Raw genomic sequence first — 14,345 nt, 5'->3', positions numbered from 1 at the left:
TGCTGTCCTACTTTGCGCCCTCAAGCTTGACGAGAACGCTGCGATAACCACCACGCTCGCCATTAAGCGCCTTGGAAACGCGGCTCACCGTGGTGGAAGAAGCACCCGTGCGTGCCTGGACCTCAACGTAGGGCTCTCCCTCATCGAGGTAACGGGCAACCTGCAAACGCTGGGCAAAATCGCAAATCTCGCGCGGCGTGCAAAGATCGACGAGAAATGCGCGGACCTCGTCGCGGTCCTCAAGCGACATGACCGCATCCACAAGCTGCTCGACATCAGCTCGCTCGAGCATCTTTTCAATATTCAAATAGCTCACCAGCCCATCCCATCCGTGCGTCCAAACACCTAAATCCGTGCATATCGGCGTAAAAACGCTGACCACTCGCGTAATCAGCAAGCAAAGTTTAGCACACTACTGTACTAAAGTACGCAGGGGCTCACATTATTAAAATTGCATATATCGCATTTGCATGCTGGGGAAATCGCTTGTATTTCACCGCAACGACGCCATTTCACAGACCGGCTTTCTGCCCGGCATGACTTGGACACGCCATGGGTACAAGCGTCATAGCGTCTGCTTGGGCGCACACCTGACCATCTGCAACACGTCCGTTCGTACCACCCCTGCAATAGGCTTCCAAACCGTTTCATGCATGCGCCCGCACACACAATCGCGGTTCGCATGTCTCAAGAAAGGACTCGCCGTGAGTTTTCTCCTCAATTGGCTTTTGACTTCGATTGCCATTGCAATCGCAACCTTCATCGTCCCCGGCATCATACCGTTCGGCATAGCTGAGACATGGATCTGCTTTGCCGGGGTCGGCCTGTTCCTCGGCATCGTCAACTCGCTGGTCAAGCCCTTCATCACGCTGATATCGCTGCCGCTCACCTGTTTAACACTGGGCATTTTCCAACTCGTGGTGAATAGCTTCATGCTCGAACTCGCCAGTTGGCTCTCGGTCAACCTGCTCGGCGCGGGCATCGCTATCAGCGGCTTCGGTTCCGCATTCATGGGCGCCATCATCGTGAGCATCATGTGCGCGATTCTTGGTTCAATCGTCGACGAAGACTAGGCACGCAGGGCAAGACACGTGGCAAGCGAGCACTCTTGCCCCAAGCCAACAATGTCTTGTTTTTCAACTGGCAACCATCCTCGTTCTTTGACGGGCAGCTACTTTTGCTCCTCCGTCGCGCAAGCCGCAGGATCTACCATAAGATCGGCAAGGCGCACCCCGTCGAGATAGCCTGAAATCATCTCGTCCAACTTGGTCCACATGCCGATGGTCCGACACGCCTCCGCATGCGGGCAATTCTTATGAGCTCCGTCGAGACAGGCAACGGGCGAAAGCGACCCTTCCGTCAGGCGTAAAATCTCCCCTACCGTGAACTCCTCGGGCGAGCGCGTAAGACGATAGCCACCGCCTTTTCCGCGCATGCCTGAGAGTAGGCCGTTGCGAACGAGAGTCGACAGGATATTCTCGAGATATTTTTCCGAAATTCCCTGGCGCTCGGCGATATTCTTGAGGGGGATGCGACCTTCATCGTCGTGCTCAGCCAAGTCGACCATGACCCTCAGCGCATAGCGCCCTTTTGTGGAAACCAACATGACGCATCCTTTCATGATCGATTGTTACTTGCAGCCTAGCATATTCCCTATCCACAGGTCGGTATTATCGTCAACGGCGCACGTAAGCGGCGTAAAACACCCGTTCCCGCCATATAGGCATACCGTTCGCGGCACCTATTTCGGCCTTAATTAGAAACGATTGACGCCAGATTCGCGCGGAATACGTAATGCAAAGTCATTCAGCAACTGAAATACCTGGCATCAATCACATTATTGCAGCGCAACGCTCCGCGCACATAGTGGGTTTGCGGGTAAAATCGTTGCTGCCCAACGTATCGCCCAACGCCACAGCAAAGGAGGAAGCATGTCGAAAGAGCGCGTCTTGGTTGCCATGAGCGGCGGCGTCGACTCAAGTGTCACCGCCTACTTGCTCAAGCAAGCGGGATACGACTGCTTGGGGGCTACCATGCTGCTCCATGGCTCGGGACCCGGCGATACGTGCGGTAGCGGATCGGATGCGGATGATGCCGCAGCCGTTGCGCACTCACTTGGCTTTGCGCACAAGACCATTGACATGCGTAAAACGTTCGCCCACGAGGTTATCGAAAAGTTTGTGCGCACGTACGAAGACGGGCGCACGCCCAACCCGTGCATTGACTGCAACCGGTATCTCAAGTTTGGCGCACTACTCGAGCGCGCGCTTGAACTCGATTGCTCCTATATTGCGACAGGCCATTATGCTCAGGTTTCCACACTTGCAAACCGATCAGGCGCAAGCACTTCGGCTGAACTTGCAGCACGCGCGGCCGAAACGGAATTGCTCGGAAAGATTGCCCAACGCAGCGGCGGCGCAGACCGTGTTCACACGCTCAGCTGCGGGGTTGATTCCACCAAAGACCAAAGTTACGTGCTGTACTCCCTCACGCAAGAACGCCTCATGCACACGCTGCTGCCTTTAGGTGGCCTGCGCAAGGAGCGCGACGTGCGGCGCATCGCGCGCGAGCAGGGCTTTGCAAATGCCGCCAAACGCGACAGCCAGGGCATTTGTTTCGTCCCCAAAAACGACGTGGCGGGCTATCTCGAACGGCGCCAGGGAGCCCCACTCCCCGCAGGCAACATCATCAACACCGCTGGTGAGATACTCGGTACGCACGAGGGAGCCATTCGCTACACCATCGGGCAGCGAAAAGGGCTAGGGGTCGCCTGTGCGCATCCGGTCTATGTCACGGACATCGACACCCGTGCCAATACCGTTACGCTGGGAGAACGAGAAGACCTTCTAGCACGGGGCCTCATTGCAGACGACTGGATTTGGAGCGCGCCCGCCAACGTTATGGAAGAGCTCCTTGATGAGGCAGGCAGCGAAGGCCTGCCTGTCAGCGCGAAGATTCGCTACCGTCATGCGAGCCGCATGGCAACGCTACGCAGGTCGAAAGAAGCGCTCGGAGCCATTGTGCTCACCTTCGATGCGCCCGAGCTAGCCATCGCCCCTGGTCAGGCAGTCGTCGTCTACGCAGGCTCGGTTGTACTTGGCGGCGGCACCGTCTTACGCGCATTCTGACAGGCAATCACCAGCTCACTTGCATGGCAAAAGCGCCGTCAGGAAGTCACCATATGCCCAGGTGTGCAATCCGCCTGTCAAAAACGAACAGCTACGCCCCGTATCCCCCGCGTGCCCAAATATAAACCACTGCGTATACGATGAGGAGAACAGCAACGAGCACTTTCTTCCACAAAGGAAGGGATGGCTGTGGACGAGTATTCCGTGCAGGTACATTGAAATTCGGCGGCGTATCATTCGCGGGAGCTACTTGTCCGCTGCGCTCGCTCGAAGGAACACTGCCCTCATTGGCAAACATGTCTCCCATGAGCTGGGAAATGTCTTGAACTTCCCCTTCAAAAGAGGGTTCAGCTTCCCGCTTTGAACGGTCGTCCAACATATGAGCTCCCTCACAAACCGCTTACCGACGCATTACGCCTTCGCGGTCGTCTTCCGCACTTCACGATCCCAGAACATGAGCAAAAACGCTGCAAGTAACAGCAGCGAGCACACGCGGATAGCCGCCAACCCAAAGCGATCCAAGCACCAGTTGCCCAAAATCGCACCCACCACAAAGCAGGCGATCACGCCGAAGTACAACAGACCGTTTTCCAAAAACCCGCGATTGTGCGTGATGATGTAATCATCCACGTTTTGCAATGCGCTGCGCAGGTTGCCAATGCACATGGTCGTGGCCACGCCCTGACCGTGAATCTTCCTAAAGCTCTCCACTTGCATACCGCAGGCAAGCGACGTCAGGCAATTCGCCACCAAATTCTGATCGTCGCTCATGCAGCTCACCACGAGCAAGATGATGCCTTCAAGCAGCACGGTAACCTGTCGCCAATGAATGCGGCTACCAAAACGCTCGTGCACCAAATCACTGCCCATAATCCCAAGGGCAAACGAGAGCACCGGCAAAAAGAACGTCGCGGCACGCGCGAAGTTGCCCTCCGAGATATGCACACCCGTGAGCAAGATATTGCCCGTTTGCGCGTTGGCGAACACACCGCCGCGACCCATATAGGAATACACATCCATAAAGCCGCCCACCAAGGCGAGAATGATACCGAGCTCAATAGACTCGGAAACCTGTTTCGCGCGTTCCATGACACCTTTCCCCTTACGGCGCTGCCAGCCTCCCTATAGAATACGATAGATGCATGCACCATGCGAAACATCCAAATCGGAGGAAACATCGTGGCAAAACACAACAGCGCACATCAGGTGAACAGCCGCCCCACACGCGAGGCGTTTTTGCCCGTTACGCGCGCCGACATGGATGCGCGCGGCTGGGAGCAGTGTGATTTCGTGTACGTCAACGGCGACGCCTACGTGGATCACCCCTCCTTTGGTGCTGCCATCATCTGCCGTGTACTCGAAGCGCATGGCTACAAGGTGGGCTTCATCGCGCAGCCCGATTGGCGTGACCCGTCCTCCATCCAAATACTCGGTGAGCCGCGCCTGGGGTTTTTGGTCTCCGCCGGCAATATGGATTCCATGGTCAACCACTATTCGGTAACTAAACACCGCCGTCGCGAGGACGCCTACACCCCCGGTGGTGTCGCAGGCAAGCGACCCAACCACGCCGTGGTGGTCTACAGCAACCTCATTCGCAGCGTGTACAGGCACACACCCATCATCCTCGGCGGCATCGAGGCGAGCCTGCGCCGCCTTGCCCACTACGACTATTGGTCCGACCAGCTCAAGCGCTCCATTTTGCTCGATTCCGGCGCCGACCTGCTCATTTACGGCATGGGCGAGCACCAGATCGTCGAAGTCGCCGACGCCCTTGATGCTGGACTCCCCATCGAGCAGATCACCTACATCGCCGGCACGGCCTGGCGTGCCGCGGGTACAAATGCGCTCGATTCCGTAGTCGACTACGAGCTGCTACCCAGCTGGGACGAGCTCAACGCCGACCGTCTCAACTACGCCCGCTCGTTCAACACACAATATCGCAATATGGATGCCATCACCGCCGTACGCCTGGTGGAGCCCTATCCCCATAACGTATGGGTCGTGCAGAACCCGCCCGCACTTCCGCTCACGGAAGAGGAGATGGACGCGGTTTACGACCTGCCCTATGCTCGCGCATGGCATCCCGACTACGACGCTGCCGGCGGCGTTCCCGCATTTGCCGAGGTGAAATTTTCCCTCTCATCAAATCGCGGGTGCTTTGGCGAGTGCTCGTTCTGCGCACTGGCCTTCCATCAGGGGCGTGTACTGCAAACACGCAGTCGAGAGAGCATTGTGCGCGAAGCGATCGAACTCACACACGATCCCGACTTCAAGGGCTATATCCACGACGTGGGCGGCCCCACGGCGAACTTCTTCCGACGCGCCTGCGATAAACAGGTCAAGCATGGAGTTTGCCAGGGCAAGCGATGCCTTTGGCCCAAGGTGTGTCGTCAGATGAAGGTTGACGAGAGCGGTTACACCGAGCTCCTGCGTGAGTTACGCGAAATACCCGGTGTCAAAAAAGTTTTCGTACGCAGCGGCATCCGTTTTGACTACACCATGGCAGATCCGTCCGACGAGTTCCTCGAAGAGCTCGTGCAGCATCATGTGAGTGGCCAGCTCCGCTTGGCCCCCGAGCATGTGAGTGACAAGGTGCTCGCCATCATGGGCAAGCCACGTCGCGAGGTCTACGACGCATTCTGCAAACGCTTTGACGAGGCGTCAAAGCGTGCGGGCAAGCAGCAGTACGTAGTTCCCTATCTCATCTCCAGCCACCCTGGCTCGACCATGAAGGAAGCCGTCGAGCTCGCCGAAGCCGTGCGCGACATGGGATACATGCCCGAGCAGGTACAGGATTTCTACCCCACTCCCTCCACCATGTCCACGTGCATGTTCTACACCGGCGTGGATCCACGCACCTTGGAGCCCGTTTACGTCGCGCGCAACCCACACGAGAAGGCCATGCAACGTGCGCTCATCCAATATCGCAAGCCGGAAAACTACAAGCTCGTCAAAGAAGCGTTGCACAAGGCAGGTCGTGAAGACCTTATCGGCTACGGCCCCAAATGCCTTATCAAGCCCGTTCCCCCGCGCCCCACCGCAGCGGGAGCCCCCAACAAAAATAATTCTAAACATCAGGCAGCACCGAAGAGGTGCGCGGCGCGGAAATCATCAACCCGCACAAGCGGTAGCGCTCAAAAAAAGCGCTCCCCCAAAGGGAAGCGCTCTTAGCCGCATATCGATTTTCTAATCGGAATCCGGCAGCTTGCCAAACGTGGCAATGTACTCCTCGTCATCCATCCAATCGATGATGTCGCCTGGCTTGCATTTCAACGTCTCGCAAATAGCGGTGAGCGTGGAAAAACGGATTCCCTTCAGACGCCCCGTCTTGATGCGCGATACGTTAACCGGCGAAATACCGATCTTCTCGGCAAGCTCGAGGGAAGACATCTTACGGTCTGCCATGACTCGATCAAGTCGCATGACAATCGGCATTGCATGCCCTCCTCTCGTTACAGAATGTTATTTGAATCTTCTTGTAGCATTCTCCCATACTCAAAGATAGCAGATAGCGCAAAGAAAATCAGTGAAAAAAGTAACACACGAAGGTTCAAAAATGGTTCTTGTTTCAAACTGCCCGTTAGTTGAGCCAATTCTGCAGGCATTGTGAAAGAGGGGGTGAGCAACCCGGCGATGACGATGAGCACATAGAGCACGCCCATGGCAAGCAACCGACGGGTCTGCTTGGGAGAGAAGAACTCCCCTTTTCGCGTGATGGCAAGAGAAAAGCGTACGAATAGAATCAAAACGATGGAGTCAAATACCAAGGTGAGCGCATCGAGCACGATTGTAGTGACAACGTTGAAGTTGGATATACTCGAGGCGTCGGCCAAAATGGTCAACTTGTTGAAGCAAATCCAAAGATTGAGTAGCACACCAACGCACATTACGACGCAGACCGCACTCAACCCCCATTTCATTTTTTTCTGACGATCCGTCATCGTACGCCTTTCCCACAGACTTACTAGAAGCCGATCTTGATTCCACCGATGATCGCGCAAGCGGCGGCGGGGGTTTCCTGCTCAATAGTAAACAGCATGATAAACTACTCCTTTTTATTTAGGAAACCTGAGATACAAAAGCCTCAACTGTTTTATCGAGACTTCGGCGGTAGAAGACGCAATACGGATCGCGCCTGCCAATTTCGCCGTTTTCATCGTAAGATCGGGCCCGACATCCACCTCCACACAGGTACCGATGTTCGCACGATGAGCAGCCTGCAATCTCATCGACTGCAGGCATGGAAAACTGTTTGATGTGCTTTGCGAGCGTAGTCGCATCGTCGGCAAACGCATTGCCCAAAAGCAGCTCGGGCTTATGCAGCATATGACAGGGATACACGTTGCCGTTTGCCGCAACGCTCACATTCGTTTTGCCCGCACCGCATGCGCGACGAACACGAAGCGCGCGACGGAGATCGAACTCGTCATCAATCGAAACAACAGAGGCTTCCTGCCCCAGCGAAAACATCCGATCGGCCAGCTCGCAAAGGCACGCGTCGCACGGCATAAGATCTCCCAGCTCTGCGCTCGACCCACTCAATAGGCTGAAGCCCACAGTTGCGCCCAACTGCTCTGCCACCTCAAGATACACTGGAACGTCATGTATATTTTTGGCGTGGAGGGTGGGAAGGATGTGCGCATGGATGCCCGCCTCTTTGACCATTGCAACGGCATGGATGAGCCTGTCGAAGAGCTGATGCTCACGAATATATGCAGGACCATCAGGCGACGCACCATCGAATGAGATGGAAACGATGTCAGCCAGGCCTGCCAACTGCGCAAGGTTTTCTTTGGTGCACAGCGTACCGTTGGTGAGTACGACGACCTCCCCCATGCCGCACGTCTTCGCATGCCGCGCAATATCTGCCAGGTCCTGACGCACAAACGGCTCCCCGCCTGAAATCACCAAACGCTTCACGCCAAGTTCAGCCAACACGTCAACCGCATGCTCCAAATCGGAAAGCGACGGGTCACATGCACGATTACGATTGGCATCTGCAGAATAGCAGCCCACACACGATAGATTGCAGGTGTTCGTCACATGAAGGTAGGCGGACTGCAAAACGAGTCGCTCTTCCAACTCATCAAAGGCGCCCTGTGACTCCAGATATGTCACAAGCTCTGCGCACTTATCTGTAATCTCATCGGGAGAAACCTCACGGACAAGCAATGCGTCGCACAGGTTTGCACCCGCGAATGTGAGGCCCACCAATCCGCCTGTCGCAGTATTACCCACCACGGGAATACCACCCAACGAAAAACGAACGATATGCGATCCGAACTTCACGAAGTGATACCCCATCCCACGCAATATATGAACAGCACTAAGCGCAGGATATTAAACTATTTGTATAGCATATATGTAAAGTGTAGTTTACAAGGCTCTTTCGCCAAATGGGAAACGTGAGTCCAAGCGGGTGCGCCTAACGAGTGCACTCAGCGCGTGCGCTCGATCTCCACGGCGACCGTCTTAAGCGGTAAACCGACCGGAGCCCATGGCTTCTCAATCCTCACACGCACGCCGTAAGCGCGCGGATACCGATCGAGCAACATGGCGGCAGTCCCCTCGGCGGCAGCCTCGATGAGTTTGAAAGTATGCGCGCGCAGGAACTCGTCGATGGCATGCGCCGCATCACCATAATTGATGGACGCCGACAAGTCGTCCGTCTCCCCGGCGCAACGCGTATTGGTGTAGAAGGTCACGCTCACCACGAACTTTTGCCCAAGCTTGTTTTCCTCAGGGTAGACGCCATGGCGCGCGAACACCTCGAGACCCTCGATGCAAATCCTGTCGAGCTGATGCAGCTGCTCGGAGCCCACCGTCGCAAGCTGCGTGCGCGTTGCCGGCAGACCAGCCTCGCGACGCGCCAGCGCTCCGCGATCGTCAACGATGTTTTCGGGAAGATGCTTCTGTTCCATGTTCGTCCTCCTCAGGACAGATGCTTAAGTGCTGTAAGACGTGCGCAGCTAGATGCGCAGCTCAAGGTTCTTGCGCTCGTCCGGCCAGTTGCAGTCGTCCCGAACAGGGCAGGCATAACACGGGCGCGAGATATGGTCGGCTTCTTTGATAAGACGCGCAAGCACGCATGTGCGCGTAGGAGAACAGTTCGATGGGTCCGATTCTCCAGCCTTGCTCGAACCGCGGTGCCCTCGAATGGCCTGCAAGATGCCAGCACGCTCTTGCTCGGAAAAACGCATATCCTCGGGAAGCGAGTCGAGGATCGCCGCAGCCACACGTACGCCCGCCTCATCATGTGGCTCGCCCGTGGCATACTGGGCGGCACGCCCTATATCATGCAAAAGCGCCGTGGCGTACATGACCTCGCGATCAACGCAGGCACCTTGCTCCACATTCAGAATCCAGGCAATACGTGCCACGTCGAGCAGGTGGGCACGTCCGTGTTTGCAAAACTGGCGATGTTCCTCGGCGCTTTCGATACCGGAGAGCGCCTCCAAAAACATGGGCGTCTCGATAATCGCCTGGACACGCGGCATATCCATCATCGCACGGCCTCCTTCCTCCCCCATCCTACCCACCCCGAACCGAGACGTCCCCTTAGAAATCACCTACCCAGTCCTACACAATTCCTTCACGATTTAGTAGAATGGAAAGCCGCGAGCGCCATAGGACACGCATTCGCCGTGCCGTCTCGGACGCTTTGCAGGAAGGAAGCATCTATGGGCCTTTTCTCATGGTTTCACAAACGTTCCGAGGAGCATGAGCGGCAAGATGCGCCCCCGGCCACCTCTCAAGAAAGCGCGCCCGCGCAGAACGCACAGCCCTCACCTGAATGGGAATTGGTTCCGGCATATCTTCCCGTAGACCCGCATGAACATACCGTCGCAGTCGTGATTGCCTCAGCCATCGCCGCGGGCGACCGCACTTCAAGCGAGCTCAAAGTCAAGCGTGTGCTCTTGCCAAACCCCGAGCATCGCCTTGTCACCGCCATCGCCACGGCCCTTGCCGCCGGCGCACTAGAGCACAGCTCTTTTTCCGTCAAAAACATCTACAAGATGAAAAAGGAGGGCAGCCATGCTGCGTAAATTCAAGATCTCGATCGACGGGACCCAGTATCTGGTTGAGATGGAAGAGGTCGGCGCCCCTACACCTACACCCGCTGACGTCGCGCCCGCGACTGTGGCCGTACCCGTAGCTGCACCTGCCCCGACACCTGCAACCCCCGCCCCGGCACCCGAGCCCGAACCCGCAGCCGCAGCACCTGTCACCCAGGCGCCCGCAGGCGCCTTCGTGCAGACCGCTCCGATGCCCGGTACCATCCTCGACATCCATGTGAAGGTGGGCGACACCGTCACGATAAACCAGCCCATCATGGTGCTTGAGGCCATGAAGATGGAAAACGAGGTCGTCGCCGACAAGGACGGCGTCATCGCCTCCATCAACGTGGAGAAGGGTGCCATGGTCAACCCCGGCGACGAACTCTTCTCGCTCAGCTAACCAACCAGACACTTTGCATCGCGCCGCCCCGAGCGGCGCTTTTCTACCAATCCGGAAATCGAGGTCGTAATGGAAACATTACTTGAAGGCGTCATCGCGCTGGGAGCCGAACCCGGCCGCATCGCGATGATTGCAATTGGCTGCCTGCTCATGTACCTGGGCATTAAGAAGGAATACGAGCCCACGCTGCTCGTCCCCATGGGACTCGGCACCATCCTGGTCAACATCCCGGCGTCCGGCGTGCTCATGACCGGCACCGAACCCGGCCCGTTCCAGATCCTGTTCGATGCCGGTATCGAAACCGAGCTCTTCCCGCTGCTGCTGTTCATCGGCATCGGAGCCATGATCGACTTCGGCCCGCTGCTCGCCAACCCGTTCCTTCTGCTCTTCGGCGCCGCGGCGCAATTCGGCATCTTCTTCGTCACCATCGTCGCCGTGCTGCTCGGCTTCAACATCAACGACGCTGCGAGCGCGGGTATCATCGCCGCCGCCGACGGTCCTACGTCGATCTTCGTGGCCAACTCACTCGGCTCCAAATACATGGGCGCCATCATGGTCGCCGCGTATTCGTACATGGCGCTCGTGCCCATCATCCAGCCCATCGCCATCAAGGCCTGCACCACCAAAAAAGAGCGTGCCATCCGCATGGTCTATCGCCCCGGCGAGGTGTCGCAGACGGCCAAGATCCTCTTCCCCATCACCATCTGCGTGGTGGCCGGCCTCATCGCACCCGTGTCCTTGCCACTCGTTGGCTTCCTCATGTTCGGCAACCTGCTGCGTGAGTGCGGCGTGCTCAACTCGCTCTCCAACTCCGCCCAAAACGAGCTCGTGAACCTCATCTCCATCCTGCTCGGCCTCTGCGTGTCCGTGAAGATGGAGTACAGCGAATTCCTGCAGTTCGACACCCTCATCATCATGGGCCTGGGTCTGCTGGGCTTCATCATGGACTCCGTGGGCGGTGTCATGTTCGCCAAACTGCTCAACCTCTTCCGCAAGGAAAAGATCAACCCCATGGTGGGCGCTGCGGGCATCTCCGCCTTCCCCATGGCTTCCCGCGTGGTGCAAAAGCTCGCCACCGAGGAAGACCCAGGCAACTTCATCCTGATGCAGGCTGCTGCGGCAAACGTCGCCGGACAGATCGCCTCGGTGGTTGCCGGCGGTCTTGTCCTCGGCCTGCTGCTATAGAAAGGAGCGCTTATCATGGCAGAATTCCTGAATGGCATCGCTCTTTCGGGCGACCTTCCCGTCGCATTAGAAATTCTCGTACTGGGCTGGGGCGGCATCTTTGTCGTCATGATCCTCATTTACCTGATCTCGATGGCGCTCGCCAAGTTCTTCCCGCCTTCGAAGGAGGGCTAAACCATGGCTCAACGCGTTCGCTTTATGGAAACCGTTCTACGCGACGGTCAGCAAAGCCAAATCGCCACCCGTTTGCCCATTGAGGACATGCTGCCCATCCTCGAGACGCTCGACCAGTGCGGTTTTGAGGCGCTTGAGGTGTGGGGTGGCGCCACGTTCGACAGCTGCCTGCGCTACCTCAATGAGGATCCGTGGGAGCGCTTGCGCACCATCCGCGCGCATGTGAAGAACACCAAGCTGCAGATGCTGCTCCGCGGCCAAAACCTGCTGGGTTACCGCAACTACGCCGACGATGTGGTCGAGGGCCTCGTAACCAAGGCCGTGGAAAACGGCATCGACGTGGTGCGCATCTTCGACGCGCTCAACGATACACGCAACCTCGTGACCGCCACACGCGCCGCCAAGGAAGCTGGCGGCGAAGTGCAATCGTGCATCGCATACACCACAAGCGAAGTGCACACGGTGCAGTACTTCACCGACCTGGCGCTTGAGATGGCCCGCACCGGCGCGGACTCCATCTGCGTCAAGGACATGGCCGGCGTCCTCACACCCGAGGTCGCCTATGAGATCGTGAGCAACATCAAGGAGGCGTGCGACCTTCCCGTGCAGATCCACACGCATGACACGGCGGGCATCTCGCAGCTCACCTACCTCAAGGCGATTGAGGCGGGTGCGGACATTATCGATACCTGCTCCTCCCCCTTCTCCGAAGGCACAAGTCAGCCGCCCACTGAGTCGTTCGCGATTGCGCTTGAGGGCCTGGGCTATGAAACCGGGCTGAACATCGACAAGCTCGAAGAAGTTGCCGCATACTTCCTGCCCATCCGCAACCGCTTCCTGGACGAGGGACGTCTGAACGCTCGCGTGATGGGCGTCGACCCCAAGGCGTTGGTGTATCAGGTTCCGGGCGGTATGCTTTCCAATCTGCTCGCCAACCTCAAGGATATGCACGTGGAGGAAAAATTCCCCGAGGTGCTCGCCGAGGTTCCGCATGTGCGCGCCGATTTGGGCTATCCCCCGCTCGTGACGCCGCTCTCGCAGATGGTGGGTTCGCAGGCGCTTATGAACGTGATTTCAGGCGAACGTTACAAGGTGATTCCCGCCGAAATCAAGGACTACGTGCGTGGACAGTACGGACGATCGCCTGCGCCGATTTCTGATGAGATTCGCAAGAAGATCATCGGCGATGACGAGGTCATCACCTGCCGCCCCGCCGATTTAATTCCGCCGCAAATGCCGCACCTGCGCGAGGAAATCGCGCAGTACGCGCGCAGCGAAGAGGATGTGCTGTCCTATGCGCTTTTCCCCGACCAGGCACGCGACTTCCTCGGCCGTCGCGAAGACCCGTTCTATGACGTGCCCGTACAGGAAGTCACTGTTAGCGTGGACGTGGCATAACGAGGCACGAGTCTTGACGTAACGCGACGGTTTGCGCTGACGCGTTACCGAAGAGCGCGCCGGGTAGGCGCCGATGTGCCTGACGTGGCGTGACGGTTTGCGCTGACGCGTTATCGGGCATCCAACCTATCTTGCAGGCCGCAATGACACAGCGACGGCATCGTATTTGATATGCGTGCCGTCGCTTTTTTGCAGCACGGCGCGGCCCCAAGCGTCGACGCCTTTGAATATGCCCTGGTCAATTAGGTCGCCATCGATGGCATAGACGTGCACTGGTTCGTCGACAAAGGCGAGCGCGGCGTTGTACGCATCCGCAAGCCCATACAGCGTGGGAGTGTCGCTCGTAGCACCCGCCACATGTCGCTCCCACGCGTTGACCTCAGACAAGATGCCCGCACGCACTCGTTCTGCCAAGTCGTCCAAACTTGGGGCTTCGCACACATCGTCGAGCGCGTCGATCAGCCCCGCGGGAGGCAAAGCTGCGGGGCCGGCACTTGCTGTTGTGCCCGCACGCTCGCTCCCCACTTGTCCATGCCCAGTTTGCAGGAAGCCCTCATGTTCAACTTGCCACACGTCCCCACGCTTAAGCTGCGGTACGTGCATGTTGACGCCCACACCGCATACCGCATACGTGCCGGCATTCGAAGTCCCCAGTTCAACCAGAATACCCGCAAGCTTTCGTCCTTCAACCACCACGTCGTTGGGCCATTTGAGCTGAGCGCGCGAGCAACCCGCCGAGCGAAGGGCCCTAAGGATTCCCAATGCGCAGACCACGGGTAAGCCAGGAAGCATATGCGGCGAAACGTTCGGACGCAGCAACACCGACAAGTACAGGCCGCCTTGAGGCGATGCCCAGCCGTGCGCACGCTGACCACGGCCCGCCGTTTGCACACGCGCCCGAACCGCCATACCATGCGGCGCATCCGCGCGTCCGCGCACCATGAGCTCGGCGTTGGTGGAACCGAGCTCGTCATACACTTCTATGGGGGGAAGACTCATTTT

18 protein-coding genes are annotated in these 14,345 nt (G+C 57.6%); 8 read left to right on the top strand and 10 right to left on the bottom strand.

Annotated elements, in window-relative coordinates; genetic code table 11:
• Window positions 1–7: 7 nt before the first annotated feature.
• Window positions 8–307 carry a YerC/YecD family TrpR-related protein gene (locus C1711_RS00220; RefSeq protein WP_102338484.1) on the bottom strand — a complete coding sequence of 100 codons (300 nt, stop codon included), beginning with the start codon at window positions 305–307 and terminating at the stop codon, window positions 8–10.
• A gap of 397 nt (window positions 308–704) precedes the next feature.
• Here C1711_RS00220 and C1711_RS00215 point away from each other — a divergent pair, with 397 nt between their 5' ends.
• Window positions 705–1,073, top strand: coding sequence for a phage holin family protein (locus C1711_RS00215; protein WP_102337264.1), 369 nt, complete (start codon window positions 705–707; stop codon window positions 1,071–1,073).
• A 98-nt stretch (window positions 1,074–1,171) separates the two neighbouring features.
• Here the strand turns inward: C1711_RS00215 and C1711_RS00210 are convergent, their stop codons facing one another.
• Window positions 1,172–1,606 (bottom strand): RrF2 family transcriptional regulator, encoded by a 435-nt coding sequence (locus tag C1711_RS00210; RefSeq protein ID WP_102337263.1) that lies wholly within the window; start codon window positions 1,604–1,606, stop codon window positions 1,172–1,174.
• A 325-nt stretch (window positions 1,607–1,931) separates the two neighbouring features.
• On the opposite strand from C1711_RS00210, the gene C1711_RS00205 reads away from it, so the two are divergent.
• A complete protein-coding gene (locus C1711_RS00205; protein WP_102337262.1) occupies window positions 1,932–3,128 on the top strand; it encodes an MnmA/TRMU family protein in 1,197 nt (398 codons plus the stop codon).
• A gap of 91 nt (window positions 3,129–3,219) precedes the next feature.
• Here C1711_RS00205 and C1711_RS00200 read toward each other — a convergent pair whose 3' ends face one another.
• The gene (locus tag C1711_RS00200) at window positions 3,220–3,507 is read right to left on the bottom strand and encodes a hypothetical protein (protein ID WP_102337261.1); all 288 of its coding nucleotides are present in this window, start codon (window positions 3,505–3,507) and stop codon (window positions 3,220–3,222) included.
• Between the two features lie 32 nt (window positions 3,508–3,539).
• Window positions 3,540–4,217, bottom strand: a complete 678-nt coding sequence (locus tag C1711_RS00195; RefSeq protein WP_102337260.1) for a YoaK family protein — start codon at window positions 4,215–4,217, stop codon at window positions 3,540–3,542.
• 90 nt (window positions 4,218–4,307) lie between these two features.
• Here C1711_RS00195 and C1711_RS00190 point away from each other — a divergent pair, with 90 nt between their 5' ends.
• A complete protein-coding gene (locus C1711_RS00190; RefSeq protein WP_234346117.1) occupies window positions 4,308–6,299 on the top strand; it encodes a YgiQ family radical SAM protein in 1,992 nt (663 codons plus the stop codon).
• 15 nt (window positions 6,300–6,314) lie between these two features.
• Here the strand turns inward: C1711_RS00190 and C1711_RS00185 are convergent, their stop codons facing one another.
• The 5 genes from C1711_RS00185 to C1711_RS00165 all read right to left on the bottom strand — a co-directional run bounded on the left by C1711_RS00185 (window position 6,315) and on the right by C1711_RS00165 (window position 9,634).
• Window positions 6,315–6,563: a helix-turn-helix domain-containing protein gene (locus C1711_RS00185; protein WP_102337258.1), complete on the bottom strand. Its 249-nt coding sequence runs from the start codon at window positions 6,561–6,563 to the stop codon at window positions 6,315–6,317.
• Between the two features lie 17 nt (window positions 6,564–6,580).
• Window positions 6,581–7,069, bottom strand: coding sequence for a hypothetical protein (locus C1711_RS00180; protein ID WP_102337257.1), 489 nt, complete (start codon window positions 7,067–7,069; stop codon window positions 6,581–6,583).
• Between the two features lie 118 nt (window positions 7,070–7,187).
• A complete protein-coding gene (locus C1711_RS00175; protein WP_159060009.1) occupies window positions 7,188–8,417 on the bottom strand; it encodes a radical SAM/SPASM domain-containing protein in 1,230 nt (409 codons plus the stop codon).
• 149 nt (window positions 8,418–8,566) lie between these two features.
• Window positions 8,567–9,049 carry a dihydroneopterin aldolase gene (gene folB / locus C1711_RS00170; RefSeq protein WP_102337255.1) on the bottom strand — a complete coding sequence of 161 codons (483 nt, stop codon included), beginning with the start codon at window positions 9,047–9,049 and terminating at the stop codon, window positions 8,567–8,569.
• A gap of 48 nt (window positions 9,050–9,097) precedes the next feature.
• Window positions 9,098–9,634: an HD domain-containing protein gene (locus C1711_RS00165; protein ID WP_102337254.1), complete on the bottom strand. Its 537-nt coding sequence runs from the start codon at window positions 9,632–9,634 to the stop codon at window positions 9,098–9,100.
• A 174-nt stretch (window positions 9,635–9,808) separates the two neighbouring features.
• On the opposite strand from C1711_RS00165, the gene C1711_RS00160 reads away from it, so the two are divergent.
• The 5 genes from C1711_RS00160 to C1711_RS00145 all read left to right on the top strand — a co-directional run bounded on the left by C1711_RS00160 (window position 9,809) and on the right by C1711_RS00145 (window position 13,343).
• The gene (locus C1711_RS00160) at window positions 9,809–10,174 is read left to right on the top strand and encodes a hypothetical protein (RefSeq protein WP_234346115.1); all 366 of its coding nucleotides are present in this window, start codon (window positions 9,809–9,811) and stop codon (window positions 10,172–10,174) included.
• Window positions 10,164–10,586 (top strand): biotin/lipoyl-containing protein, encoded by a 423-nt coding sequence (locus tag C1711_RS00155; protein WP_102337253.1) that lies wholly within the window; start codon window positions 10,164–10,166, stop codon window positions 10,584–10,586. The genes C1711_RS00160 and C1711_RS00155 overlap by 11 nt, the downstream gene beginning before the upstream one ends.
• A 69-nt stretch (window positions 10,587–10,655) precedes the next feature.
• Entirely contained in the window at window positions 10,656–11,771 is a 1,116-nt protein-coding gene (locus C1711_RS00150) for a sodium ion-translocating decarboxylase subunit beta (protein WP_102337252.1), read from the top strand.
• 15 nt (window positions 11,772–11,786) lie between these two features.
• Complete coding sequence (locus C1711_RS07770; protein ID WP_199824815.1) at window positions 11,787–11,945, top strand: OadG-related small transporter subunit; 159 nt, start codon at window positions 11,787–11,789, stop codon at window positions 11,943–11,945.
• A 3-nt stretch (window positions 11,946–11,948) separates the two neighbouring features.
• Window positions 11,949–13,343: an oxaloacetate decarboxylase subunit alpha gene (locus C1711_RS00145; RefSeq protein WP_102337251.1), complete on the top strand. Its 1,395-nt coding sequence runs from the start codon at window positions 11,949–11,951 to the stop codon at window positions 13,341–13,343.
• Between the two features lie 126 nt (window positions 13,344–13,469).
• Here the strand turns inward: C1711_RS00145 and C1711_RS00140 are convergent, their stop codons facing one another.
• Window positions 13,470–14,342, bottom strand: coding sequence for a biotin--[acetyl-CoA-carboxylase] ligase (locus tag C1711_RS00140; protein ID WP_102337250.1), 873 nt, complete (start codon window positions 14,340–14,342; stop codon window positions 13,470–13,472).
• Window positions 14,343–14,345: the final 3 nt, after the last annotated feature.

The organism is Collinsella provencensis, from assembly GCF_900199705.1.
In the GTDB taxonomy this organism is placed as follows: domain Bacteria; phylum Actinomycetota; class Coriobacteriia; order Coriobacteriales; family Coriobacteriaceae; genus Collinsella; species Collinsella provencensis.
The sequence above is the reverse complement of the archived record's forward strand: the minus strand, read 5'-3'. Positions and strand labels throughout refer to the sequence as shown.

Bases quoted from the DNA above. Each gene is read 5' to 3' on its own strand.
- C1711_RS00210 (WP_102337263.1), bottom strand. From the start codon at position 1,606: ATGTTGGTTTCCACAAAAGGGCGCTATGCGCTGAGGGTCATGGTCGAC.
- C1711_RS00205 (WP_102337262.1), top strand. From the start codon at position 1,932: ATGTCGAAAGAGCGCGTCTTGGTTGCCATGAGCGGCGGCGTCGACTCA.
- C1711_RS00200 (WP_102337261.1), bottom strand. From the start codon at position 3,507: ATGTTGGACGACCGTTCAAAGCGGGAAGCTGAACCCTCTTTTGAAGGG.
- C1711_RS00195 (WP_102337260.1), bottom strand. From the start codon at position 4,217: ATGGAACGCGCGAAACAGGTTTCCGAGTCTATTGAGCTCGGTATCATT.
- C1711_RS00185 (WP_102337258.1), bottom strand. From the start codon at position 6,563: ATGCCGATTGTCATGCGACTTGATCGAGTCATGGCAGACCGTAAGATG.
- C1711_RS00180 (WP_102337257.1), bottom strand. From the start codon at position 7,069: ATGACGGATCGTCAGAAAAAAATGAAATGGGGGTTGAGTGCGGTCTGC.
- folB (WP_102337255.1), bottom strand. From the start codon at position 9,049: ATGGAACAGAAGCATCTTCCCGAAAACATCGTTGACGATCGCGGAGCG.
- C1711_RS00165 (WP_102337254.1), bottom strand. From the start codon at position 9,634: ATGATGGATATGCCGCGTGTCCAGGCGATTATCGAGACGCCCATGTTT.
- C1711_RS00160 (WP_234346115.1), top strand. From the start codon at position 9,809: ATGGGCCTTTTCTCATGGTTTCACAAACGTTCCGAGGAGCATGAGCGG.
- C1711_RS00155 (WP_102337253.1), top strand. From the start codon at position 10,164: ATGCTGCGTAAATTCAAGATCTCGATCGACGGGACCCAGTATCTGGTT.
- C1711_RS00150 (WP_102337252.1), top strand. From the start codon at position 10,656: ATGGAAACATTACTTGAAGGCGTCATCGCGCTGGGAGCCGAACCCGGC.
- C1711_RS07770 (WP_199824815.1), top strand. From the start codon at position 11,787: ATGGCAGAATTCCTGAATGGCATCGCTCTTTCGGGCGACCTTCCCGTC.
- C1711_RS00145 (WP_102337251.1), top strand. From the start codon at position 11,949: ATGGCTCAACGCGTTCGCTTTATGGAAACCGTTCTACGCGACGGTCAG.
- C1711_RS00140 (WP_102337250.1), bottom strand. From the start codon at position 14,342: ATGAGTCTTCCCCCCATAGAAGTGTATGACGAGCTCGGTTCCACCAAC.